The organism is Sanguibacter sp. TS_SC_8, assembly GCF_055361235.1.
The window spans coordinates 1,974,822-1,999,335 of sequence record NZ_CM143955.1 but is presented as its reverse complement, the minus strand read 5'-3'; the positions used below and the strand labels follow the sequence as shown (position 1 = coordinate 1,999,335).

At 71.3% G+C, this 24,514-nt stretch carries 24 protein-coding genes; 6 read left to right on the top strand and 18 right to left on the bottom strand.

Annotated elements, in window-relative coordinates:
* Positions 1-17: 17 nt before the first annotated feature.
* The 9 genes from ACWA15_RS09065 to ACWA15_RS09025 form a co-directional block, all read right to left on the bottom strand.
* Positions 18-719 (bottom strand): lysophospholipid acyltransferase family protein, encoded by a 702-nt coding sequence (locus ACWA15_RS09065; RefSeq protein ID WP_464059302.1) that lies wholly within the window; start codon positions 717-719, stop codon positions 18-20.
* Positions 716-1,459: a (d)CMP kinase gene (gene cmk, locus ACWA15_RS09060; protein WP_464059300.1), complete on the bottom strand. Its 744-nt coding sequence runs from the start codon at positions 1,457-1,459 to the stop codon at positions 716-718. The genes ACWA15_RS09065 and cmk overlap by 4 nt, the downstream gene beginning before the upstream one ends.
* The gene (aroH, locus tag ACWA15_RS09055) at positions 1,456-1,818 is read right to left on the bottom strand and encodes a chorismate mutase (RefSeq protein WP_464059299.1); all 363 of its coding nucleotides are present in this window, start codon (positions 1,816-1,818) and stop codon (positions 1,456-1,458) included. The genes cmk and aroH overlap by 4 nt, the downstream gene beginning before the upstream one ends.
* Positions 1,819-1,938: 120 nt before the next feature.
* Entirely contained in the window at positions 1,939-2,730 is a 792-nt protein-coding gene (locus tag ACWA15_RS09050) for a pseudouridine synthase (RefSeq protein ID WP_464059298.1), read from the bottom strand.
* Positions 2,723-3,427, bottom strand: coding sequence for an SMC-Scp complex subunit ScpB (gene scpB / locus ACWA15_RS09045; RefSeq protein WP_464059297.1), 705 nt, complete (start codon positions 3,425-3,427; stop codon positions 2,723-2,725). The genes ACWA15_RS09050 and scpB overlap by 8 nt, the downstream gene beginning before the upstream one ends.
* Entirely contained in the window at positions 3,420-4,229 is an 810-nt protein-coding gene (locus tag ACWA15_RS09040; RefSeq protein WP_464059296.1) for a segregation and condensation protein A, read from the bottom strand. The genes scpB and ACWA15_RS09040 overlap by 8 nt, the downstream gene beginning before the upstream one ends.
* 31 nt (positions 4,230-4,260) lie before the next feature.
* The gene (locus ACWA15_RS09035; protein ID WP_464059295.1) at positions 4,261-5,142 is read right to left on the bottom strand and encodes a ParA family protein; all 882 of its coding nucleotides are present in this window, start codon (positions 5,140-5,142) and stop codon (positions 4,261-4,263) included.
* 68 nt (positions 5,143-5,210) lie between these two features.
* Positions 5,211-6,146, bottom strand: a complete 936-nt coding sequence (locus ACWA15_RS09030) for a site-specific tyrosine recombinase XerD (RefSeq protein WP_464059294.1) — start codon at positions 6,144-6,146, stop codon at positions 5,211-5,213.
* A 23-nt stretch (positions 6,147-6,169) separates the two neighbouring features.
* Positions 6,170-7,054: a heme o synthase gene (locus ACWA15_RS09025; RefSeq protein ID WP_464059470.1), complete on the bottom strand. Its 885-nt coding sequence runs from the start codon at positions 7,052-7,054 to the stop codon at positions 6,170-6,172.
* A gap of 524 nt (positions 7,055-7,578) precedes the next feature.
* On the opposite strand from ACWA15_RS09025, the gene tkt reads away from it, so the two are divergent.
* From tkt to ACWA15_RS08995, 6 genes are all read left to right on the top strand, one after another.
* Positions 7,579-9,756 carry a transketolase gene (tkt, locus tag ACWA15_RS09020; RefSeq protein WP_464059293.1) on the top strand — a complete coding sequence of 726 codons (2,178 nt, stop codon included), beginning with the start codon at positions 7,579-7,581 and terminating at the stop codon, positions 9,754-9,756.
* A gap of 156 nt (positions 9,757-9,912) precedes the next feature.
* The gene (tal, locus tag ACWA15_RS09015) at positions 9,913-11,043 is read left to right on the top strand and encodes a transaldolase (protein ID WP_464059468.1); all 1,131 of its coding nucleotides are present in this window, start codon (positions 9,913-9,915) and stop codon (positions 11,041-11,043) included.
* 130 nt (positions 11,044-11,173) lie between these two features.
* Complete coding sequence (gene zwf, locus ACWA15_RS09010; protein WP_464059292.1) at positions 11,174-12,715, top strand: glucose-6-phosphate dehydrogenase; 1,542 nt, start codon at positions 11,174-11,176, stop codon at positions 12,713-12,715.
* Positions 12,716-12,791: 76 nt separating this feature from the next.
* On the top strand, positions 12,792-13,715 hold the full coding sequence (locus ACWA15_RS09005) for a glucose-6-phosphate dehydrogenase assembly protein OpcA (protein WP_464059291.1): 924 nt from the start codon (positions 12,792-12,794) through the stop codon (positions 13,713-13,715).
* A complete protein-coding gene (gene pgl / locus ACWA15_RS09000) occupies positions 13,712-14,455 on the top strand; it encodes a 6-phosphogluconolactonase (protein WP_464059290.1) in 744 nt (247 codons plus the stop codon). The genes ACWA15_RS09005 and pgl overlap by 4 nt, the downstream gene beginning before the upstream one ends.
* Before the next feature lie 30 nt (positions 14,456-14,485).
* Positions 14,486-15,019: a MepB family protein gene (locus ACWA15_RS08995; protein WP_464059288.1), complete on the top strand. Its 534-nt coding sequence runs from the start codon at positions 14,486-14,488 to the stop codon at positions 15,017-15,019.
* A gap of 104 nt (positions 15,020-15,123) precedes the next feature.
* On the opposite strand, the gene ACWA15_RS08990 is transcribed toward ACWA15_RS08995, so the two are convergent.
* The 9 genes from ACWA15_RS08990 to uvrC form a co-directional block, all read right to left on the bottom strand.
* Positions 15,124-15,471, bottom strand: coding sequence for an RNA polymerase-binding protein RbpA (locus ACWA15_RS08990; protein ID WP_464059287.1), 348 nt, complete (start codon positions 15,469-15,471; stop codon positions 15,124-15,126).
* Positions 15,472-15,498: 27 nt separating this feature from the next.
* Positions 15,499-15,753 carry a preprotein translocase subunit SecG gene (gene secG / locus ACWA15_RS08985; protein ID WP_464059285.1) on the bottom strand — a complete coding sequence of 85 codons (255 nt, stop codon included), beginning with the start codon at positions 15,751-15,753 and terminating at the stop codon, positions 15,499-15,501.
* Between the two features lie 181 nt (positions 15,754-15,934).
* Positions 15,935-16,717, bottom strand: coding sequence for a triose-phosphate isomerase (gene tpiA, locus ACWA15_RS08980; RefSeq protein ID WP_464059284.1), 783 nt, complete (start codon positions 16,715-16,717; stop codon positions 15,935-15,937).
* Between the two features lie 39 nt (positions 16,718-16,756).
* Positions 16,757-17,956 carry a phosphoglycerate kinase gene (locus ACWA15_RS08975; protein WP_464059282.1) on the bottom strand — a complete coding sequence of 400 codons (1,200 nt, stop codon included), beginning with the start codon at positions 17,954-17,956 and terminating at the stop codon, positions 16,757-16,759.
* Between the two features lie 129 nt (positions 17,957-18,085).
* Positions 18,086-19,090 (bottom strand): type I glyceraldehyde-3-phosphate dehydrogenase, encoded by a 1,005-nt coding sequence (gene gap / locus ACWA15_RS08970; RefSeq protein ID WP_464059466.1) that lies wholly within the window; start codon positions 19,088-19,090, stop codon positions 18,086-18,088.
* A gap of 263 nt (positions 19,091-19,353) precedes the next feature.
* Complete coding sequence (gene whiA / locus ACWA15_RS08965; protein ID WP_464059281.1) at positions 19,354-20,334, bottom strand: DNA-binding protein WhiA; 981 nt, start codon at positions 20,332-20,334, stop codon at positions 19,354-19,356.
* Between the two features lie 95 nt (positions 20,335-20,429).
* The gene (locus ACWA15_RS08960) at positions 20,430-21,401 is read right to left on the bottom strand and encodes a gluconeogenesis factor YvcK family protein (RefSeq protein ID WP_464059280.1); all 972 of its coding nucleotides are present in this window, start codon (positions 21,399-21,401) and stop codon (positions 20,430-20,432) included.
* On the bottom strand, positions 21,398-22,336 hold the full coding sequence (rapZ, locus tag ACWA15_RS08955) for an RNase adapter RapZ (protein WP_464059279.1): 939 nt from the start codon (positions 22,334-22,336) through the stop codon (positions 21,398-21,400). The genes ACWA15_RS08960 and rapZ overlap by 4 nt, the downstream gene beginning before the upstream one ends.
* A 27-nt stretch (positions 22,337-22,363) precedes the next feature.
* Positions 22,364-24,430, bottom strand: a complete 2,067-nt coding sequence (uvrC, locus tag ACWA15_RS08950) for an excinuclease ABC subunit UvrC (protein ID WP_464059277.1) — start codon at positions 24,428-24,430, stop codon at positions 22,364-22,366.
* Between the last annotated feature and the right edge of the window lie 84 nt (positions 24,431-24,514).

Here is a 24,514-nt window from a genome sequence, read left to right as displayed (position 1 = left end):
GCGCGCTCCCGCACCCCTCAGGTGGGCCCCTCGCGGTTCGGATCGTCGACCGGCAACGTGATCCCGCTGCGCCCGACGGCGTCCGCCACGACCGCGCGCAGCGCGCGTCGGACCTCCTCGTTCCCCCGGTCCAGGGCGACCTTCCCGCTCGTGCCCGGGGCGCGGGTGATGCTCACCGGCGGGCCGAACTGGACCACCAGGGGGCGCCGCAGGCCCGGGATCGCGCCGACCTTCTCCCCGGTGCGCCGCGTCCCCAGGACCGCCACCGGTACCACCGGGGCCCCGGTGGCCAGGGCGAGCCAGGCCACGCCGGCGCGTGCGTCGGCGAGGTCGCCGCGCCCACGGTTGCCCTCGGGGAAGACTCCGACCACCCCGCCGCGGCGCAGCACCGCGGCCGCGCTCGTGAGGGCTGCGCGGGGGTGGTCACGGTCGACCGGGATCTGTCCGGATGCGCGCAGGATCACACCGAGCGGGCCGGAGAACATCGAGTCCTTGACCATCATGTGCACCGGGCGCGGTGACCCGCCGACCACGATCGGGCCGTCCATGAGACCGGTGTGGTTGGCGGCGAAGAGCACGGGGCCCGAGGCCGGCACGTGCTCGGTGCCGACCACCTCGGTGCTCCACACCACGCGGGCCAGGAACCGCCCGACCCACCGTGCCCAGGCCGGGCTGCGCAGGCCCGGCGCACCCGGTGCTGCCGGTGCGCCGCTGGTCACCGGGTGAGCCCGGCGGCCGATCCGGTGACGGTGGCGACCACCTGGAGGACGGCGGTGATCGTCTCCTCGAAGTCGAGGTCGGAGGAGTCCACCGTGACCACGCCGTCCGCAGCCACCTGGAACTGGGACACGGTCGAGTCGTCGCGGTCGCGGCGCAGCACCTGGTCGCGGGTCGCCTCGACGGCGGCCGCGTCGTCGGCTCCGTGCACGTCACGGGCGCGGCGCGCCAGGCGCGCCTCCTCGCTCGCGGTGAGCAGGATCCGGGCGTCGGCGTCGGGGGCGACGACGGTCGTGATGTCGCGGCCCTCGGCGACGACGCCGGCGCCGCCGGAGAAGCCGCCGGTGCGCTCGGCGTCGATCACGGCGCACTGCCGGGCGCGCAGCTCGGCGCGGACCGCGAGGTTCGTGGCGACGGCGCTGACCGCGGTGGAGATCGCGGAGTCGCGGATCGCCTCGGCGATGTCGGTGCCGTCCACGTGCACGGTCGGCGCGAGCGGGTCGAGGCCCATCTCGAGCGGCATGGCGGCCACGAGGTCGGCGACGGCGACGGCGTCACCGAGGTCGACGCCCTGCTGGACGCACCACCAGGTGGCGGCGCGGTACATCGCGCCGGTGTCGAGGTAGGCGAGCCCGAGCCGGTGGGCGACCTGGCGGGAGACGCTCGACTTGCCCGACCCGGACGGCCCGTCGATCGCGACGGTCAGCGGGACGTTCACAGACCCGGTCGCAGCCCCGCTCACTGCGCGAGGTCCTTGCGCAGGCTCGTCGCACCGTGCAGGTACACGTGGCGGACGTCGGCGCGCGCCGCGTCGAGGTTCGCGTGCGCCATGAGGCGCACGACGCGCGGGAGCGCGCCAGGCACGGCGATCTCCGTCGCGCACATGAGCGGTACGTCGCCCAGGCCCATCTCCCGGGCGGCCGCGGCCGGGAAGTCGGCGACGAGGTCCGGGGTGCAGGTGAAGATGATCGAGATGAGCGCCTCGGTCGACAGGTCGTTCGCGGCGAGCACCTCCGTCACGAGCTCGGTCGTGCGGTCGAACAGGTGCTCGCGCTCATCGACGTCGAGCTGCGTTGCGCCGCGGATCGCGCGCACCGTCATGGGTCACTCCCTGAGTCGTCGTGCTGGGTCGTCGTGCTGGGTCGTGCTGATCGCCGGCCGGGCGCACCGCGCCCGGCCGCAGTGGTCCGCCGCCTGTTCAGAGGCAGCGGGCCGACCTGCTCAGAGGTCGACGGCCGCCATGAGCGTGCCGAGCTCGGTCTGGCCGAGCACCCGGACGCGTCCGGGACGCAGGTCGCCCAGGCGGACCGGGCCGATCTTCGTGCGGACGAGCTGGTTGACCGGGTACCCGGCCTCGGCGAACATCCGGCGGATGATGCGGTTGCGGCCCTCGTGCAGCTCGACCTCGATGAGGGTGGCGTGCGGGGTCGAGTCGACGATCCGGAACTTGTCGACCTTGGCGGTGCCGTCCTCGAGCTCGATGCCGTGCGTGAGCTTGTTCCCCAGCGTCGCCTGGACCTTGCCCTCGACGTGCACGAGGTAGGTCTTGGGGATCTCGTACTTGGGGTGCGCCAGCCGGTTGGCGAGCTCGCCGTCGTTGGTGAGCAGGATGAGACCCTCGGAGTCGGCGTCGAGGCGGCCGATGTGGAAGAGGCGCTCGGGGCGGTCCGCGACGAACTCCGACAGGGTCGGGCGGCCGTCGGGGTCGTGCATGGTCGAGACGACACCGAGCGGCTTGTTCAGCGCAAGGGTGAGCATCGACTGGTCGAGCTGGATCCGCAGACCGTCGACGTGGATGACGTTCTTGTCGGGGTCGATGCGGACACCGAGCTCGGTGACCAGGACACCGTCGACCTCGACGCGGCCGGCGGTGATGAGGTTCTCGCAGGCTCGACGCGAGCCGAGACCGGCGGTCGCCAGGACCTTCTGGAGCCGCACGCCGTCGGGCACGTGGACGTCGCGGGGCGGTTCCTGCGGGCGTGCCTTCTTGCGGCCGCCACGGGTGTTACTCATCTACTTTTTCCTCCAGTTTGATCGCATCCAGCTGCTCCGCCGGCTCGGCGGGCCCCGGGACTGCCCATCGCTCCGCGAGGCCGCGACGCTGGGCGTCGTCGGCCATCTCCTCAGAGTCGATCTCGGGCAGATGTGGTGCCAGTGCGGGTAGCTCGTCGAGCGATGTGAAGCCCATGCGCTCCATGAAGTATCCCGTGGTTCCGTACAGGGTCGCACCACTGGACGCCTCCACGGCGACCTCGGCGACGAGGCCCCGCATGGTCAGCGTACGCACCACACCATCGACGCTGACCCCGCGGACAGCAGAGACCTGCCCCCGGGTGACAGGTTGACGGTACGCAATCACCGCGAGAGTTTCCAGTGCCGCCTGGGACAGCCGGGCCGACTGTCCGTCCGTGACGAACTGCCCGACGACGTCGGCGAAGGCCGGTGCGGAGTAGAACCTCCAGCCGCCACCCGCCTCGCGCAGCTCGAATCCTTGCGGTCGCGCGGCCTGGGAGTACTCCAGCTGCAGCCGCCAGAGCAGGTCCTCGACCCGCTCGAGCGGCAGGTGCAGGGCCACCGCGAGGCGCACGGCCGAGACCGGCGCGTCGGCGATCATGAGGATCGCCTCGATGGCGGCGAGGGCTCCCCCGGGCAGGGCGGCGACGTCGGTCGCGGCGACGTCGTCGTCGGTGGCGGCGGTCTGGTCAGTCATCGCCGACCTCCGAGGTCAGTGTCGTCAAGATCACGTCGCCCTCCTCCGCGCCGGTCCATCGCACGGTGAGCTCCCCGAGCGGCGTCATCTGGTCGAAGGCGAGCACACCTTCGCGGAACAGCTCGAGCAGGGCGAGGAACCGCGCGACGACGACCAGCCGGGTCGGTGCGTCGGCCACCAGGGCGCGGAAGGTCGCCGGTCCGCCGCGGCGCAGCCGCCGCGCGATGAGGTCCGCCTCGTCGCGGACGCTGACCGTCGGGGCGTGCACGTGGCTCGTGTCGACCTGGGGAGGCCCGGGGCGCGGGGCGAGCGCCCGGGTCGCCAGGGCCGCGAGGTCCGCCGGGGTGGTGGTCCACACGAGCTCGGGGAGCAGCTCGGCGAGGTGCGGCTCGAGCGGGACGGCGCGCGGCAGCCCACGTCCCTGGTCGGCGAGCCGGTCGGCGAAGACGCCGGCGAGCTGCTTGTACGCGCGGTACTGGAGCAGCCGGACGAAGAGCAGGTCCCGGGCTTCGAGCAGGGCGAGGTCCTCGGTGTCCTCGATATCGCCGGTGGGCAGCAGCCGGGCGGCCTTGAGGTCGAGCAGGGTCGCGGCCACGAGCAGGAACTCGCTCGTGGTGGACAGGTCCTTGCCGGCGCCGCGGATGTACCCGATGAACTCGTCGGTGACCTGGGCGAGGGCGATCTGGGTGATGTCCAGCTTGTGCTTGGCGATGAGCGAGAGCAGCAGGTCGAAGGGGCCTTCGAAGTTGTCCAGGTGCACCCGGAAACCCGCCGGCTCCGCGGCCGGCTCAGGCAGGCTCACCCCAGGCAGCGCCACCTCAGGCTGCGTCAACTCAGGCTGCGTCGCCACGCGCCACGAGCTCGCGGGCCAGCTGGCGGTACGCCACGGCGCCGGAGTGGGTGGGCGCGTAGGTGGTGATCGGCTCGGCGGCGACGGAGGCGTCCGGGAACTTCACCGTCCGCCCGATCACGGTCTGCATGAGCGTGTCGCCGAAGGCCTCGTAGACCCGCGCGATGACCTCGCGGGAGTGCAGGGTGCGCGGGTCGAACATGGTCGCGATGATCCCGTCGACCTCGAGGCGCGGGTTGAGCCGGTCCCGGACCTTCTCGATCGTCTCCACCAGCAGCGCGACCCCGCGCAGCGCGAAGAACTCGCACTCGAGCGGGATGAGCACCCCGTGGGCGGCGGTGAGGGCGTTGACGGTGAGCAGGCCGAGGGAGGGCTGGCAGTCGACGAGGATGACGTCGTAGTCGTCCAGGACAGGGCGCAGCACACGGGCCAGGACCGACTCGCGGGCCACCTCACCGACGAGCTGGACCTCGGCCGCCGACAGGTCGATGTTCGCGGGGAGCACGTGCAGGCGTGGGAACCGGGTCGGCACGATGATCTCGTGGATGTCCGCCGCACGCTCCATGAGCAGGGAGTACACGGTGCGGTCGAGCTCGTGGGTGTTGACGCCCAGCCCGACCGACGCGGCGCCCTGGGGGTCGAAGTCGACGATGAGCACCCGGCGCCCGTACTCGGCCAGGCACGCGCCGAGGTTGATGGTGGTCGTCGTCTTGCCGACCCCACCCTTCTGGTTGCACATGGCGATGATCCGCGCGGGGCCGTGTCCCTCCAGCAGCTCGGGGACGTCGAAGGCCGGCAACGGACGCCCGACCGGGTCGAGGGTGGGTCCGTTGATCTCGGTTGTGCTGGGGGCCTGGCTGCTCACGCGCCAACGCTACCGCAGCCCGGCCGACCGTGGGCGGAAGCGCGCCGTCGCCCCTCCCCGAACCGCGTCTAGAGGGCGCGAGGGTGGGACTGGACGTAGACCTCGCGGAGGGCGTCGGCGGTGACCATCGTGTAGATCTGCGTCGTGGTGACCGAGGCGTGCCCGAGCAGCTCCTGGACGACACGGACGTCGGCCCCGCCCGAGAGCAGATGGGTGGCGAAGGAGTGGCGCAGGGTGTGCGGGGACACGTGCGCGGCGCCGGGCAGCCCGGCGCGCTCGGCGCTGGCCCGCAGGATCGCCCAGGCGCTCTGCCGGCTGAGCCGGGAGCCTCGGGTGTTGAGGAACACCGCGGGGGTCCCTCGCCCGGCCCCGGCGAGCTCGGGCCGGGCGCGGACGAGGTAGGCGTCGAGCGCGTCGACCGCGTAGGACCCGACCGGGACCACCCGCTCCTTGCTGCCTTTGCCGAACAGGCGCACGGACGCCGTCCCGGGCGTCAGGTCGAGGTCGTCGACGTCGAGGGTGACCGCCTCGGAGATGCGCGCGCCGGTGGAGTAGAGCAGCTCGAGCAGGGCCTTGTCCCGCAGCGCCCCCGGGCCGTCGCCGGCGCCGGCCGCGGCGAGCAGGAGCTCGACCTCGTGCGTGGAGATCGCCTTGGGCAGGCGCTTGCCCTGGGCGGGGGGACGGATGCCGTGCGCGGGGTTGTGGGTGGCCTGACCCTCGTCGAGGACGAACCCGTGCCAGCCGCGCAGCGCGGCCAGGCTGCGGGCGGCCGACCCGGCGGCCAGCGCCGCCCCGCCGTCGGACCCGGTGCGCACCACGACGACGTAGTCCTCCACGACCGCGGTGGTCACCTCACCGGGCCCCAGCCCCAGCCCGTCGAGGTAGGCGGTGTACCGGGTGAGGTCGCGGCGGTAGGCCGCGACGGTGTTCGCCGATCGGCCGCGCTCGATCGTCAGGTGGTCGAGGTACTCCTGCAGCGCTCGCGCGGTGGTCGTCGCTGACACAGGATCGTCCGGGCGCCTGCGGGCTACAGCGGCAGGAAGACGTCGACGCCGACGGCCACGAAGAGCAGCGTGAGGTACGTGATGGAGGCGTGGAACACCTTCATGGCGCCGAGCTTGCCGCGGCCCGGGTCGAGCGCCCGGCGGTACATCCCGATGCACTGGCCCAGGAACCAGGCGCCCAGGCCGGTGGCGATGAGGGCGTAGACCCAGGTCATGCCCTCGAGCGGGACGAGCGCGAGCGAGCACGCGATCATCGCGACCGTGTAGATGACCATCTCGCGGGCGACCTTGATGTCGTCGGCCACGACGGGGAGCATCGGGACGCCGGCATCGGCGTAGTCGCGGCGGAACTTCATCGACAGCGGCCAGTAGTGCGGCGGCGTCCAGAAGAAGATCACGAGGAAGAGCGAGACGGCGCCCCAGCTGAGCGAGCCGGTCACCGCGGTCCAGCCGATGAACACCGGCATACAGCCGGCGATACCGCCCCAGACGATGTTCTGCGGGGTGCGGCGCTTGAGGATCATCGTGTAGCCGACGACGTAGATGGCGATCGCGGCGGCGGTCCAGAGCACCGCGGCCAGGTTGGTGAAGACCGCGAACCACACGAGGGAGAAGGCGCCGAGCGCGAGCCCGAAGATCAGGGCGTTGCGCGGGCTGATCTCACCGGTGACCAGCGGACGACGCTTGGTCCGGTTCATCACCTCGTCGATGTCACGGTCGATGTAGCAGTTGAGCACCCCGGAGGCCCCGGCCGCGGCCGCGCCGCCGATCAGGGTCGCCAGCACGAGCCAGAGCGAGGGGAACCCGCCCGCCGCGAGCAGCATCGTCGGGACGGTCGTGACCAGCAGCAGCTCGATGACCCGGGGCTTGGTCAGCGCCACGTAGGCGCCGATGCGGGCGCGCCACACGGCGGCCGGCGTCGTCGGCTCGTCGGAGGCGGTCGCCGCAGGCGACGTGGCTTCGGGGCCTCCGTGGCCCAGGTGCGGGCGGGACGGGTGGGCCGAGGCTGGACTCGAGGTGTGCACGCGGGGCTGGTTCCGTTCTGCGTCCGATGGAAGGTCAGGCGCCCGAGGAGACTCGTGGGCGACAGGGTGACCAACGTCCCCCCATGCTACGACGTCGGCCCGGTAAGTCCCTGCCCATCAGGGGGCCCGCGACTGTGACGTTGATTGCCCGGTGCATCGACAACCGTGATTGTGAACGTTAACACCATGCTTGATCGACGGGTTAGGCTGGACCCGCGATCGATGCCGATCCACGCGCGCCCCGCCGACCGTCTGGCGGACGTCCCATCCCCGCGCGAGCCGGCAGCCGTATCGTGGCACTGAGCTCTGCTGGGACGGGCGCCTCGCGCCATCGCTCGCAGACTCGTGCCAGTCCTCCCATCCTGTCGGAACGAGCGGGCTCAGCGCCTGCGAAGAAAAGAGGTTCGGTGAACGCCTTCACCCCCGCAGCGAAGCCTTTCGAGTGGTCAGAGCTTGACGACCGCGCGGTCAAGACCATCAAGGCCCTGGCTGCAGACGCCGTCGAGAAGGTCGGCAACGGCCACCCCGGCACCGCGATCTCGCTGGCCCCGGCCGCCTACCTGCTCTTCCAGAAGGTGCTGCGCCACGACCCGAGCGACTCCCAGTGGGTGGGACGCGACCGCTTCGTCCTCTCCGCCGGTCACTCGTCGCTGACGATCTACCTGCAGCTCTTCCTCTCCGGCTACGACGTCGACCTCGACGACATCAAGTCGCTGCGCACGTGGGGCTCCAAGACCCCGGCGCACCCCGAGTACGCCCACACAGACGGCGTCGAGATCACGACCGGCCCCCTCGGCCAGGGTCTGGCCTCCTCGGTGGGCATGGCCATGGCCGCCCGTCGTGAGCGTGGCCTCCTCGACCCGGCCGCCGCGCCCGGCGAGAGCCCCTTCGACCACACGATCTACGTCATCGCCGGCGACGGCGACCTGCAGGAGGGTGTCACCTCCGAGGCGTCCTCCCTCGCCGGTCACCAGAAGCTCGGCAACCTCGTGGTCATCTACGACCAGAACCACATCTCGATCGAGGACGACGTCAACATCTCCTTCAGCGAGGACGTGCTGGCCCGCTATGCGTCCTACGGCTGGCACACCCAGCGCGTGGACTGGACCGAGGGTGGCACCGGCTACGTCGAGAACGTCGAGGAGCTCGCCGCCGCCCTGGCAGCCGCGAAGTCCGAGACCGACAAGCCCTCGATCATCGCGCTGCGCACGATCATCGGCTGGCCGTCGCCGAGCAAGCAGAACACCGGCAAGATCCACGGCTCCGCCCTCGGCGCCGCTGAGGTCAAGGGCCTGAAGATCAACCTGGGCCTCGACCCCGAGGAGAGCTTCGCGGTGGCCGACGACGTGCTCGCGCACGCTCGTGAGGTCGGCGCCCGCGGCGCCGAGCTGCGCGCGCAGTGGTCGACCGGCTTCGACGCCTGGACTGCGTCCAACCCCGAGGGCGCCGCTCTGCTGGAGCGCCTGAGCACCCGCACCCTCCCGGCCGGCTGGGACGACGTCCTGCCGAGCTTCGAGGGTGGCAAGGCCGTCTCCACCCGCGCCGCCTCCGGCAAGGTCCTCAGCGCGCTCGCGCCGGTCCTGCCCGAGCTCTGGGGTGGTTCGGCCGACCTCGCCGAGTCGAACAACACGACCATGGAGGGCGAGCCGTCCTTCATCCCGGCCGAGCACTCCACCGCCGCCTGGACCGGCCACCCCTACGGACGCACCCTGCACTTCGGCATCCGTGAGCACGCCATGGGCGCGATCCTCAACGGCATCGTGCTGCACGGTGGCACCCGTGCCTACGGCGGGACGTTCCTTGTCTTCTCCGACTACATGCGCCCGGCTGTGCGTCTCGCCGCGCTCATGCAGATCCCGTCGACCTTCGTGTGGTCCCACGACTCCATCGGCCTGGGCGAGGACGGTCCCACGCACCAGCCGATCGAGCACCTCGCGTCGCTGCGCGCGATCCCGGGTCTCGACGTCGTGCGTCCCGCCGACGCCAACGAGGTCTCCTGGGCCTGGAAGACGCTCCTGGAGCACACCGACCGCCCCGCCGGCGTCATCCTCACCCGTCAGAACGTCCCGACGTTCACCCGCGGCGAGGGTGCGGCCACCGGCGAGGAGTTCGGCTCCGCGTCGGGCGTCACCCACGGTGCCTACGTGCTCGCCGAGGCCCCCAACGGCACGCCCGACGTGATCCTGCTGGGCACCGGCTCCGAGGTCCAGCTCGCCGTCGACGCCCGCAAGGCGCTGGCCGGTGAGGGCATCAACGCCCGCGTCGTGTCGGTCCCCTGCCTCGAGTGGTTCAACGCCCAGGACGCGGCCTACCGCGAGTCGGTCCTGCCCGCCTCGGTCAAGGCCCGTGTCTCGGTCGAGGCCGGCATCGCCCAGGGCTGGCGTGACCTCGTCGGGGACGCCGGACGCTCGGTGAGCATCGAGCACTACGGCGCCTCCGCGGACTTCGCCACGCTCTACCGTGAGTTCGGCATCACGGCCGAGGCCGTGGCCGCCGCCGCGAAGGAGTCCATCGCGGCAGCCGGCTCGGCTGCCCCCGGCGCCGCACCGGTCCCCTCCGAGGGCGGCACGGGCGACCAGCGCTGATCCACCTGCTCCACCTGCTCCACCTCGCCGGGCTCGGGCCGCAGAACGCGCCCGGGTCCGGCGAACCCGCACCACGAGCACCACCCGCAGCACCCGCAGCACCCGCACCACCCGCACCACCCGCACCAGACGAGCACCACATCCCTAGGAGAGGTCATCGTGCCCACCACCCCCCGTCAGTCTGAAGCCACCGCCCAGCTGTCCGCAGAGGGGGTGGCCATCTGGCTCGATGACCTCTCCCGGGATCGCATCACCTCCGGCAACCTCGCCGGTCTCCTGTCCACCCGCGACGTCGTGGGGGTGACCACGAACCCGACGATCTTCGCCGGTGCCCTCGCCAAGGGCTCGAGCTACGACGCCCAGCTGGGTGAGCTCGCCGCCGGCGGTGCGGACGTCGACGCCGCCGTGTGGGCCATCACCACCCGCGACGTGCGGGACGCGTGCGACGTCCTGCGCCCCGCCTACGACGCCTCCGCCGGCGTGGACGGCCGCGTCTCCATCGAGGTCGACCCGCGCCTCGCCCGCGACACCGCCGGCACCGTCGCGCTGGCCCGCGTCCTGTGGGAGACCATCGACCGGCCCAACCTCTTCATCAAGATCCCGGCCACGGTCGAGGGTCTGCCCGCGATCACCGCCACCATCGCGGCCGGGATCAGCGTCAACGTCACACTGATCTTCTCCCTCGAGCGCTACTCCGCCGTGATCGACGCCTACCTCGCCGGGATCGAGCAGGCCGCCGCCGCCGGGCTCGACGTCACCGGCATCGGGTCGGTCGCCTCGTTCTTCATCTCCCGGGTGGACGGCGCGGCCGACGCGGCCCTGGCCGCACTCGCCTCCCCCGCTGCCCTCGCGCTGCAGGGCACGGTCGCCGTGGCCAACGCCCGGCTCGCCTACGACATCCACACCCAGGTGCTCGCCGGCCCGCGCTGGGCGGCGCTGGCGGCGCTCGGCGCGCAGCCCCAACGGCCGCTGTGGGCCTCGACCGGAGTGAAGAACCCGGCCTACCCCGACACGCTGTACGTCACCGAGCTCGTCGCGGCGGGCGTGGTGAACACGATGCCCGAGGCGACCCTGGAGGCGGTCGCCGACCACGGCGTCGTCACCGGGGACACGATCACCCCGAACCTCACCGCCGCCGCCGCCACCGTCGGTGCCTTCGCCGAGGTGGGCGGCGACCTTGCCGCGATCACCGACCACCTGGAGACGGACGGCCTCACGAAGTTCGTCACCAGCTGGGAGGAGCTGCTCGCGACCGTCTCGACCGGCCTGTCGGCCGCCCGGTCCTGAGACGACCTGAGACGATTCAGGGTCCCACCTGATAATGGGACAGGGGCATCTCGACGTGCGGTCCGGCGTCGGGACGACCCGAGCACCTGGGAGCAGACGAGCACCCGCACTCTGAGAAATGGTGGCGCCAGTGAGACCCGCAAAGATCGAAGCCGATTCCAACCCGTTGCGCGACCCCCGCGACCTGCGCCTGCCGCGCATCGCCGGGCCGTGCGGCCTGGTCATCTTCGGCGTCACCGGTGACCTCGCCCGCAAGAAGCTCATGCCCGCGGTCTACGACCTCGCCAACCGCGGCCTGCTCCCGCCCGGCTTCGCCCTCACCGGCTTCGCCCGCCGCGACTGGGAGGACCAGGACTTCGCCCAGGTGGTGCACGACGCCGTCAAGCAGTACGCGCGCACACCCTTCCGGGAGTCCGTGTGGAAGCAGCTCGCCGAGGGCATCCGCTTCGTCCAGGGCACCTTCGACGACGACGAGGCCTTCGAGCGGCTCAGCGAGACCGTCGCCGAGCTCGACGAGATCCGCGGCACCGGCGGCAACCACGCCTTCTACCTGTCCGTCCCGCCCAGCGCCTTCCCGGTCGTGTGCAAGCAGCTCGCCCGCTCCGGCCTGTCGAAGTCCGGCGAGGACGCGTGGCGCCGGGTGGTCATCGAGAAGCCCTTCGGGCACGACCTCACCAGCGCCCGGGAGCTCAACGACGTCGTCTCGGAGGTCTTCTCCCCCGACTCGGTCTTCCGCATCGACCACTATCTCGGCAAGGAGACGGTCCAGAACCTCCTCGCGCTGCGCTTCGCCAACCAGATGTACGAGCCGATCTGGAACGCGAACTACGTCGACCACGTGCAGATCACGATGGCCGAGGACATCGGGATCGGCGGCCGCGCGGGCTACTACGACGGCATCGGTGCCGCGCGCGACGTCATCCAGAACCACCTGCTCCAGCTCCTCGCCCTGACCGCGATGGAGGAGCCGGTCTCCTTCAGCGCGAACGACCTCATCGCCGAGAAGATCAAGGTGCTCTCGGCCATGCGGCTGCCGGCCGACCTCTCCAAGCACACCTCGCGCGGCCAGTACGAGTCCGGGTGGCAGGGCGGCGAGGAGGTCGTGGGCTACCTCGAGGAGGAGGGCACCGACCCGGCGTCCACGACCGAGACCTTCGCCGCGATCCGCGTCGACATCGACACCCGCCGCTGGGCCGGTGTGCCGTTCTACCTGCGTGCGGGCAAGCGGCTCGGCCGTCGGGTGACCGAGATCGCGATCGTCTTCAAGAAGGCGCCTCACCTGCCCTTCGAGTCCACCGCGACGACCGAGCTCGGCAAGAACGCGATCGTCATCCGCGTCCAGCCGGACGAGGGCGTGACGCTGCGCCTGGGAGCCAAGGTCCCGGGCACCGCGATGGAGGTCCGCGACGTGACGATGGACTTCGGCTACGGGCACGCCTTCACCGAGTCCTCCCCCGAGGCCTACGAACGCCTCATCCTCGACGTGCTCCTCGGTGACCCGCCGCTCTTCCCGCGCCACGAGGAGGTGGAGCTGTCCTGGAAGATCCTCGACCCGATCACCGCGCACTGGGCCAGCAAGGGCAAGCCCGACCCGTACCGGTCGGGCACCTGGGGTCCGGAGTCGGCGACCGCGATGCTCGCCCGGGACGGGCGCGCGTGGCGCCGGCCATGACACCGCCCGCCTCCTCGCTGCAGGTCCCCCTGCACACCCGCCTGCAGACCGACTGCCCTGAGAGGGACGACCACACGTGATCATCACCATGCCTGAGACCACGGCCGGCGCCGTGGCGAAGCGTCTCATCAAGATCCGCGAGGAAGGTGGCGCCGTCGCCCTCGGCCGCGTCCTCACCCTTGTCATCGTCGCCGACGAGTCGACGGTCGAGGAGTCCGTCGACGCCGCCAACGACGCCAGCCGTGAGCACCCCTGCCGCATCCTGGTCATCGCCCCGGCGACGCAGTCCGAGACCAACCGCCTCGACGCCGAGATCCGCGTCGGCGGGGACGCCGGAGCCTCCGAGGTGATCATCCTGCGCCCCTCGCCCGTGCTGGCCGAGCACCCCGACACCCTCGTCATGGCGCTGCTGCTGCCGGACGCCCCGATCGTGGCGTGGTGGCCGAGCGAGTTCCCGGCGAGCCCGTCGACGGACCTCATCGGCCAGATGGCCAAGATCCGGATCACCGACTCGATGCGCTGCACCGACCCGTTCGAGGCGCTCAAGACCCTGCGCGGCACCCACCAGCCCGGGGACATCGACCTCGCCTGGACCCGGGTGACGGTGTGGCGCGGGCTGCTCGCCGCGACCCTCGACCAGGCCCCGTACGAGTCCGTCACCGAGGCCGTGATCGAGGGCGACGAGGCCCACCCGTCGGTGGACCTGCTCGCCGCGTGGATCGCGCACAAGCTCCGGTGCAAGGTCTCCATCGTGCGCAACGGCGCCGGGAACGCGATCACCAAGGTGGTGCTGCGCCGCAAGTCCGGGGAGATCGTCCTGGAACGCCCGGACGGACGGATCGCGACCTTGTCCCAGCCCGGCCAGCCGGCCCACCGCATCGCCCTGCCGGTCCGCGAGCTCCGCGAGTGCCTCTCCGAGGAGCTGCGCCGGCTCGACCCCGACGAGGTCTACGGGGAGGTCCTGTCCAAGGGCCTGGCCCGCGTGGACGCGTCCGCATGACCGGCCAGCGCCTCGTCGTCGTGCACCCCGACGCCGAGATCCTCGCCGAGGCCGCCGCCGCGCGGCTGCTCACCCGGATCGTCGACCTGCAGTCGGTCCGCTCCCCCGTGCACGTCGTGCTGACCGGCGGCACCGTCGGGATCGCGACCCTCGCCGCCGTGGCCCGCTCCGCCGTGCGCCACGCGGTCGACTGGACCGGCGTGCACCTGTGGTGGGGGGACGAGCGCTACCTGCCGGCGGGCGACGCCGACCGCAACGAGACCCAGGCCCGCGCCGCGCTCATCGACCACCTCGACGTGCTGCCCGCCGCCAACGTGCACCCGATGCCCGCCGCGGACGGCGAGCACGACGTCGACCGGGCGGCCGAGCGGTACGCGGCCGAGCTGGCCCGCTTCGCCCCCAAGGGGGCCTCTGCGCCGGTCTTCGACGTCACCCTGCTCGGCATGGGCCCCGACGCGCATGTCGCGTCGTTGTTCCCCGGCCACCCGGGCGGCGCCGTGACGGGTCGGTCCACGGTCGGGGTGCGCAGCTCACCCAAGCCGCCGCCCGAGCGGGTCTCCCTCACCTTCGAGACCATCCAGGCCTCGAGCGAGGTGTGGATCATCGCGGCCGGCGCCGAGAAGGCCGACGCCGTCTCGGCGGGCCTGGCCGGCGCGGACCGGGCCACGGCTCCCGTCGCAGGCGCGGTCGGCGCGCGGCTCACCCTCTGGCTGCTGGACTCGGCCGCGGCCAGCCGGTGACGGCGCACCATCACGGGGTCTGAGCAGGTGGTGCACGACGACGGCCTCGCCCTCGTCGTGCACCGCCTCCTCGCGCCGCTCGGGCTCACGGCCCCGTCCATCACCGCCGAGGCCGACAACGCCGGCTACGGTGCCGCGACCTTCGAGGCCTTCGGGCTGTCCGTACGGGCCCGCACCGCACGGGTGACGCCGACGAAGGTCGGGCTGTTCGTCGCGCACTGGCGCCGGGCGCCGGGCGGGTCGACCGAACCGTTCGACAACGCGGGCTCGACCGACCTGGTCATCGTCACCACGGTGGAGGGCGACCAGGCCGGTGCGTTCCTGTTCCCCCGCGGCGCGCTGCTCGCGCAGGGCATCCTCGCAGGTGACGTTCCCGCGGGTGGTGCCTCAGCCGGACGGCGCGGTTTCCGCGTGTACCCACCGTGGTCGGCGACCACGAACCCTCAGGCGCAGCGCACCCAGCGGTGGCAGGGTGCGTTCTTCGTCGATCTCCCGCCCACGGGTGTGGACACCGGGTGGGCGCGGACGCTGCTCGAGCGGGCCACCCCGGAGGCAGTGACGTGAACACGGTCGCCTGAGCGCGGCGACCTGACCCACGTCGTGCAGAAGGCCGGTCGACAGCTGTCGACCGGCCTTCAGGGTGCGCTCCGTGGATCAGGGCGCCGCGGTCAGCGACCGCGGCGTGCCCGCAGCGTCGCGAGGGCCTCGGCGAGAAGCGCCTCGCCGTCCTCCTCGCTGCGACGTTCCTTCACATAGGCGAGGTGCGTCTTGTACGGCACGTTGTGGTGCGCGCTCGGCGGGTTCTCCTGGTCCTGCCCTGCCGGGCAGCCGCAGCTGGTGCAGTCCCAGAGCTCGGGAGCCGTCGCGCCGGACTCGATGGAGAAGCTCGGACGGGTCACATGCGAGTTCGCGCAGTAGTACGACACGAAGAACCGAGGCGCGACGTTCCCACGCTCGGCCTCGCCCATCGGTCCAGCGCCTACTCGCGATCCGCGGATCGCACTACCACCAGCCACAGAAGCTCCCGCTGCCGAAGAGAAGAATCACCCGAGCGCGGGAGAGACCTTTTGGATGAGACCCAGCAGCACGACGGACACGAACCACACGAGGGCGAACCCGATGGTGATGCGGTTGAGGTTGCGCTCGGCGACGCCGGAGCTGCCGACACCGCTCGAGGTCCCACCACCGAACATGTCCGACAGTCCCCCACCCTTGCCCTTGTGCAGCAGGATGAGCAGGATCAGGAAGGCGCTCGTCAGGACGAGGATGACGTTCAAGGCGATACGCAAGATGTCCACAGACTCGTTCTTTCTCCTACATCGATGAGTGGCCTGCCGGGCAGACCGTGATGCACAACACTCCCGGCGTCCGGTCAAGGATAAGCCACGCGGACCTGCCTGCCGCACCAGGCGCACCGAGCCGTTCGGACTCGGTGCCCCCGGTGCTCCGGCGGCGTCGTCGACGCCGCCGGAGCGGGTGTCAGGCCTGGTAGCCGGCGATCTTCGCGAACTCCTCGGGGTCGAGGCTGGCGCCCCCGACGAGGGCTCCGTCGACGTCCTGCTCCTTCATGAGCTCGGCGATCGAGGAGGACTTGACCGAACCGCCGTAGAGCACGCGGACGGCGTCGGCGACGTCGGCCGAGTACAGCTCGGCGAGGCGGACGCGGATGGCTCCGGCGACCTCCTGCGCGTCCTGCGGGGTGGCGACCTCGCCGGTGCCGATGGCCCAGACGGGCTCGTAGGCGATGACGACCTTGGCCGCGTCCTCGGCCGAGAGGCCGGCGAGGGCGCCGTCGACCTGGGCGAGGGCGTAGGAGACCTGGTCCCCGGCCTTGCGGATGTCGAGGGCCTCGCCGACGCAGATGATCGGGATGATGCCGTGCGCGAGGGCCGCCTTGGACTTGGCGTTGACGAGCGCGTCGTCCTCATTGTGGTACTGGCGACGCTCGGAGTGACCGACCGCGACGTACTTGACGCCGAGCTTGGCCAGGAACACCGGGGAGATCTCGCCGGTGTACGCGCCGGAGACGTGCTGTGACACGTCCTGGGCGCCGTAGCTGAGCTCGAGCTGGTCGGCGTCGACGAGGGTCTGCACGCTGCGCAGGTCCGTGAACGGGACGAGCACGGTGACCTCGACGGCCGAGAAGTCGTGCTTGGCGTCCTTGAGGGTCCAGGCGAGCTTCTGCGCGAGCTGGATCGCCTCGGTGTGGTCCTTGTTCATCTTCCAGTTGCCCGCGATGAGCGGGGTACGGGAGCTAGTCATGGTGTCTACCTTCTACGTCGGGTCAGGGGTGGGCGTGCGTCAGGAGTCGAGGACGGCGATGCCGGGCAGCGACTTGCCCTCGAGGAACTCCAGGCTGGCGCCTCCGCCGGTGGAGATGTGGCTGAAGCCGGCCTCGTCGAAGCCGAGGATGCGCACGGCCGCGGCCGAGTCGCCGCCGCCGACGATCGAGAACCCGCCGTTGGCGGTCGCGTCGACGAGGGCCTGCGCGACGGCGCGGGTGCCGCCGGAGAACGCCTCGAACTCGAAGACGCCGGCCGGGCCGTTCCAGACGACGGTCTTGGCGTCGACGATCTTCGAGGCGAAGAGCTTCTGGGAGTCGGGGCCGATGTCCAGGCCGATCTTCCCGTCCGGGATGGCGTCTGCGGGGACGACCTCGGCGGGCGAGTCCGCCTTGAACTCGCTCGCCACGATGATGTCGGTCGGCAGGACGATCTCCACGCCGGCCTTCTCGGCGTCGGCCAGGTAGCCCTTGACGGTCTCGATCTGGTCGGCCTCGAGGAGGGAGTTGCCGACCGGGAAGCCCTTGGCCGCGAGGAAGGTGAAGACCATCCCGCCACCGATGAGCAGGCGGTCAGCCTTGGTGATGAGGTTCGCGATGACGCCGAGCTTGTCGGAGACCTTCGAGCCACCGAGCACGACGACGTAGGGGCGTGCCGGGTCCTCGGTCGCCTTCTTGAGGGAGGAGACCTCCTTGAGGACGAGCGAGCCCACCGCAGAGGGGAGCGTGAGCGCGATGTCGTAGACCGAGGCCTGCTTGCGGTGCACGACGCCGAAGCCGTCGGAGACGTAGGCGTCGGCGAGCTCGGCGAGGTCGGCGGCCAGGCTGGCGCGCTCCTCGGCGACCTTGGAGGTCTCCCGCGGGTCGAAGCGGATGTTCTCGAGCAGGGCGACCTCGCCCTCACCGAGGGCGGCCACGGTCGCCTTGGCGGACTCCCCGACGGTGTCCTTGGCCAGCGTCACCGGGGCGCCGAGCAGCTCGGCGAGCCGTGCGGCCACGGGGGCGAGGGAGTACTTGTCCTCGGGTGCGCCCTTGGGACGGCCCAGGTGCGCGGTCACGATGACCTTCGCGCCGGCGTCGACCAGGGACGTGAGGGTGGGGAGGGCGGCGCGGATGCGGCCGTCGTCGGTGATGGTCGTGCCGTCGAGCGGCACGTTGAAGTCAGAGCGGACGAGCACGCGCTTGCCGCGCAGGTCGCCGAGGTCCTTGATGGTCTTCATGAATACTCCAAGCTCAGGGGGCGGACATGCGAACGTCCGCGTGAGTGACGACTGCCTGTCGGCTCATCACTCACGCGGACGCGTCATCAACTACGGGCTCTCACCCGAAAGATCATCGCTGCGCGAGGATCAGAGCTTCTCGCCGACGAGGACGGTGAGGTCCACGAGACGGTTGGAGTAGCCCCACTCGTTGTCGTACCAGGAGACGACCTTGACCTGGTCGCCGATGACCTTGGTGAGGCCGGCGTCGAAGATGCTCGAGGCCGGGTCCGTCACGATGTCGGAGGAGACGATCGGGTCTTCGGTGTAGACGAGGATGCCCTTGAGGGGGCCCTCGGCCGCTGCCTTGATCGCAGCGTTGACGGACTCGACCGTGACCGGCTTGGCAGCCGTGAAGGTGAGGTCCGTGGCGGAGCCGGTGGGCACGGGGACGCGGAGCGCGTAGCCGTCGAGCTTGCCCTTGAGCTGCGGGAGGACGAGCGCCACGGCCTTGGCCGCACCGGTCGAGGTCGGGACGATGTTGATCGCTGCTGCGCGGGCGCGGCGGAGGTCGGAGTGCGGACCGTCCTGCAGGTTCTGGTCACCGGTGTACGCGTGGATCGTGGTCATGAGGCCACGCTCGATGCCGAAGGCCTCGTCGAGGACCTTGGCCATCGGGGCGAGGCAGTTCGTGGTGCACGACGCGTTGGAGATGATGTGCATCGTCGCGGGGTCGTAGTCGCCCTCGTTGACGCCGATGACGAAGGTGCCGTCCTCGTTCTTCGCCGGAGCGGAGATGATGACCTTCTTGGCGCCGGCCTCGATGTGGGCCTTCGCCTTCGTGGCGTCGGTGAAGAAGCCGGTCGACTCGATGACGATGTCGGCGCCCAGGGCGCCCCAGGGCAGGTCTGCCGGGTTGCGCTCGGCAAGTGCCTTGATCTTCTGGCCGTTGACGGTGATGGAGTCTTCGTCGTAGGTCACGTCAGCTGCGAGACGACCCAGCACAGAGTCGTACTTGAGCAGGTGTGCAAGGGTCTTGTTGTCTGTGAGGTCATTGACACCGACGATCTCGATGTCTGCACCAGACGCAAGAATTGCGCGGAAGAAGTTACGTCCAATACGACCGAAGCCGTTGATTCCGACGCGGATGGTCACTGTGCCCTCCTCGGGGCGCGCCGGACGAACCGACGCACGGTTGTTGACGAACGTCACGTACGTCAGCGTACGTTGGTGAGTGTGCTGAGCCTCCGCGTCGCCATGCGGTGTGCGTGGCGCCGTGTGAACTCAACCACTTGACCCTATACCCCTGAGCCGGTTTTCGTGAGGACCATCGTCCCTGTGAGACGCCCTGGTCTCTGGAGCGCCCGATGTGCACCGCGGCAGCCGCGGTGCTGGTGGCGGTCGGGCTAGAGGTCGGGCTAGAGGTCGAGCAGGTCAGGGCTGAGCCCTGCCTCGGTGTCCGGGATCCCCAGCTCCTCGGCACGCTTGTCCGCGGTCGCCAGCAGCCGCCGGATCCGACCGGCGACGGCGTCCTTGGTCAGCGGCGGGTCGGCCAGCTGACCCAGCTCCTCGAGGGAGGCCTGCTTGTGCGCCAGGCGCAGCTCACCGGCCTGGCGGAGGTGCTCGGGGAGGTCGACCCCGAGGATCTCGAAGGCCCGCTCGACGCGGGCGCCGGCGGCCACCGCGGCGCGGGCCGAGCGGCGCAGGTTGGCGTCGTCGAAGTTCGCGAGCCGGTTCGCGGTCCCGCGGACCTCACGGCGCTGGCGCCGCTCCTCCCAGACCTTGACGGTCTCGAGCGCGCCCAGCCGGGTGAGCAGCAGGCCGATCGCCTCGCCGTCGCGGATGACCACCCGGTCGACGCCGCGCACCTCGCGGGCCTTGGCGGTGATCCCCAGCCGGCGGGCCGCCCCCACGAGGGCGAGCGCGGCCTCCGGCCCGGGGCAGGTGACCTCCAGGGCCGAGGACCGGCCCGGTTCGGTCAGCGAGCCGTGCGCGAGGAACGCGCCGCGCCAGGCTGCCTCCGCCTCGCTGATCCCGGCCGAGACGACCTGGGGCGGCAGCCCGCGCACGGGGTGGCCGCGGCTGTCCAGCAGGCCGGTCTGTCGGGCCAGCGACTCACCGTCCTTGGCCACCCGGATGACATACCTGCTGCCCCGACGGATGCCGCCGGCCGAGACGACGATGATCTCGCTCGTGTGCCCGTAGACCTCCGAGATCGCCTGGCGCAGCCGTCGTGCGGCGATCGCCGTGTCCAGCTCCGCCTCGATGACGATCCGGCCGGAGACGATGTGCAGGCCCCCGGCGAACCGCAGCATCGCCGAGACCTCGGCCTTGCGGCACGAGGTCTTGTCGAGGGGAAGTCGGGCGAGTTCGTCTTTCACCTGAGCCGTGAGCGCCATGGGGCAATCCTGCCATCGTTCCTGGTCGCCGATCACCTCCCCCCACGGAGGCACCTGGGTCCCGGGCCCCTGGGTCAGGGGTCAGGGGTCAGGGGTCAGGTGGTGAGAGTCCCGACGTCCCCGAGGAAGTTGTCGAAGACGTCCCGGTAGGCGGCCGCGAGCCGCAACGGGTCGTGCCGAGCGGTCCCGTCCCCGCGGCGCACCTGGCGCATGATGAGCCGTGCACCCATCCGCTCGACCTCGGCGATGAGCAGGTCGGGGTCCTCGACGGCGGAGGGGTCCGCCAGGACGGCGTCGATGCGCAGGTCCGGGGCGTGATCGTAGAGGGCACGGATGTGCTCGACGACGGTCATGCCGTGCGTCTCGTTCGTGTCGGTCGAGAGGTTGAGGGTCAGGCAGCGCCGCCCGCGGGTGGTGTGCAGAGCCTCGGCCAGCTCGGGGACGAGCAGGTGGGGCATGACCGAGGAGAACCACGACCCCGGCCCCAGGACGATCCAGTCGGCCTCCATGACGGCAGCCACGGCGTCGGGGTGGGCCGGTGGGTCTGCGGGGATGAGCCGGATCCGCTCGACGCGGCCCGCGGTCGCCCCGACCGCGGACTGTCCCACGATCGTGCGGACCTCACCCGCCACGACGAGGTCGGCCTCGATCGAGAGCGGCACGGAGGACATCGGCAGCACCCGACCGCGGGCACCGAGGAGCTTGCCCACGAGGTCGAGGCCCTCCACGCAGTCCCCGAGCTGCTCCCACAGCGCGACGATGAGGAGGTTCCCGACCGCGTGCTGGTCGAGGGGCCCCTCAGAGGCGAACCGGTACTGGAGCACGTCTCGCCAGGTGCGACCCCACTCGGAGTCGTCGCACAGCGCGGCGAGGGCCATCCGCAGGTCCCCCGGAGGGAGGACGCCCAGCTCGGACCGCAGTCTCCCGGAGGACCCGCCGTCGTCGGCCACGGTGACGACGGCGGCGAGCGTGCCGGACATCAGACGCAGCGCGGACAGGCTCGCCGAGAGCCCGTGCCCGCCGCCGAGCGCGACGACGGAGGGGTGCTCGGAGGACCGCACGCTCATTCCTTCCCGAGGTCCCGGGCGGTGACGGCAACCGGGTGGCCGAGGTCACGCAGCCGCTGGGCGATCGCCTCGCTCACCGCGACCGAGCGGTGCTTGCCGCCGGTGCACCCGATCGCGATGGTGACGAACCGCTTCTCCTCGTTGAGGTAGCCGCTGAGCACGGGCTCGAGGGCGGCGACGTAGCGCTCGATGAACTCGGTCGCCCCGGGCCGGCCCAGCACGAAGTCGCGCACCGGGGCGTCCCGGCCGGTGAGGTGGCGCAGCTCGGTGATCCAGTACGGGTTGGAGAGGAAGCGCATGTCCACGACGTGGTCCGCGTCGAGCGGGATCCCGTACTTGAACCCGAAGGAGACGATGTTGATCCGCAGGTTCTCGTGGCTCGCCTCGGCGACGGACTTGCGCACCTCGCGGGCGAGGTCGTGGACGTTGAGCTCGGAGGTGTCGATGAGCACGTCGGCGCGGGACCGCATGGCGCTCAGCAGCTGGCGCTCGACCTCGATGCCGTCGAGGATCCGGCGGTCGCCCTGGAGCGGGTGCGGGCGGCGGACCTGCTCGAACCGGCGCACGAGCACCTCGTCGGTGGCGTCGAGGAAGAGGATCCGGTAGTGGATCCCGCGCTTGCGGAACCGGGTGAGCACCTCGGTGAGGTCGTTGAAGAACTCACGCCCACGGACGTCGACGACGGCGCCGACCCGGGTGATCGACGACCCGGCGCGGGTCATCATGTCGACGAGCGGGACGAGCATCTTGGGCGGCAGGTTGTCGACCACGTACCAGTCGAGGTCCTCGAGCACCATCGCGGCCCGGGAGCGCCCGGCTCCGGACATGCCGGTGATGATGAGCACCTCGCTGGTGGGGGCTTCAGGGGTGTGGGTCACTGCTTCGACTGCGGGGATCCCTTGGGGAACGGTCATGGGAGCTGCCTCGTCACTCATGGGCCAAGCATGCCAGTCATCGTGGGGTCAGGGTGCCACGGACGTGACCTGGCCCGCGTCACCGGCTGGCTCGGGCGCCTGGTCCCCGCCCGGTTCGTCGGCCGCTCCGGGGCCGACCGGTCGCAGGGCCGCCACGACCGCCTCCGCGGTCCGCTGCCCCATCCCGGGGACCGTGACGATCTCCTCGACCGAGGCGGCGCGCAGCCGCTTGAGCGACCCGAAGTGGCGCAGCAGCGCGCCCTTGCGCGCCGGGCCGAGACCCGGGACGTCGTCGAGCACGGAGACGGTCATGCCCTTGCCCCGCTTGGACCGGTGGGCGTTGATGGCGAACCGGTGGGCCTCGTCGCGGACCCGTTGCAGCAGGTAGAGCCCCTCGGAGGAGCGCTGCAGGATGACGGGGTACTCCTCCTGCGGGATCCACACCTCCTCGAGGCGCTTGGCCAGGCCGCACAGGGCGACGTCGTCGATGCCCAGGTCGGCCAGCGCCCGCGCGGCCGCGGCGACCTGCGGCGGGCCGCCGTCGACCACCACGAGGTTGGGAGGGTAGGCGAAGCGGCGGCGCTGGGCACCGGCGCCCTCCCCCACCTCCGGGCCGACCTCCCCGGACCGGGGCTCGGCGACCGACTCGAGCTCGAGCTCGCCCGAAGCCGAGCGGTCCGTGAGGTACCGCTTGAACCGCCGGGTGATGACCTCGTACATCGCAGCTGTGTCGTCCCGGGCGCCGTCCCCCTCGGGCCCGCGGATGTGGAAGGTCCGGTACTCGCTCTTGCGCGCCAGACCGTCCTCGAAGACCACCATCGAGGCGGCCTGGTAGGTGCCCTGGGTGGTGGAGATGTCGTAGCACTCGATCCGCAGCGGCGCGCTGTCCAGTCCGAGCGCCTCCTGGAGCTCACGCAGGGCCAGGCTGCGGGTCGTGAGGTCGCCGGCCCGTCGGGTGCGGTGCAGCGCGAGGGCGTGCTCGGCGTTCTTGCGCACCGTCTCGGCGAGCTCACGCTTGTCCCCGCGCTGGGGCACCCGCACGTCGACCTTGGCCCCGCGCAGGCCTGAGAGCCACACGGCCATCTCCTCGGTGTCGGTGGGCAGCACCGGGACGAGCACCTCGCGCGGCACGAGGCCGCTGTCCCGCGCGGCCGCGGCGTCTCCCCCGGCGCTCTCGTCGGCGGTTCCGTAGACCTGCTGGAGCAGGTGCTCGACGAGGTCCGCGTCCGTGACGTCCTCGACCTTCTCCACGACCCACCCGCGCTGCCCGCGGATCCGTCCGCCGCGGACGTGGAACACCTGGACTGCGGCCTCGAGCTCGTCGCCGACGAGGGCGAAGACGTCCGCGTCGGTGCCGTCGTCGAGCACTACGGCGTTCTTCTCCATGGCGCGCTGGAGCGCCTGGATGTCGTCGCGCAGCCGGGCGGCCTGCTCGTACTCCATGGTCTGGGCGGCGACGGTCATCTCGTCGGTGAGGCGGCGGACGAACGTGGCCGTGTCGCCGGCCATGAAGGCGCAGAAGTCCTCCGCGAGGGCCCGGTGCTCGTCTTTGCTCACCCGGTCGACGCACGGCGCCGAGCACTTGTCGATGTAGCCGAGCAGGCAGGGCCGCCCGGACTGCTGGGCCCGGCGGTACACCCCGGCCGAGCAGGTGCGGATCGGGAACACCCGCAGCAGCAGGTCGAGGGTCTCCCGGATCGCCCAGGCGTGCGCGAACGGGCCGAAGTACCGGGTGCCGGGGCGCTTGGCGCCGCGCATCACCTGCGCCCGCGGGACCGACTCGCCCATGGTCACCGCGAGGTAGGGGTAGGACTTGTCGTCGCGGTACTTGACGTTGAAGCGGGGGTCGAACTCCTTGATCCACGAGTACTCGAGGGCGAGCGCCTCGACCTCGGTGCCCACCATGGTCCACTCCACCGAGCAGGCGGTCGTCACCATCGACTGGGTACGCGGGTGCAGGGAGGCCACGTCCTGGAAGTAGTTGGCCAGGCGGGCGCGCAGGTTCTTCGCCTTGCCCACGTAGATGACCCGGCCGTGCTCGTCCCGGAAGCGGTAGACCCCCGGGGTGGTCGGGATCTCCCCCGGAGCGGGTCGGTACGTTGTGGGATCGGCCATGCGTCGAGCCTAGTTCAGGCATCTGACACTCCCGCGCCGGTCTCCCGCCCGCACCCGCTCGTCCCGGTGCCGACTCGCCGGACG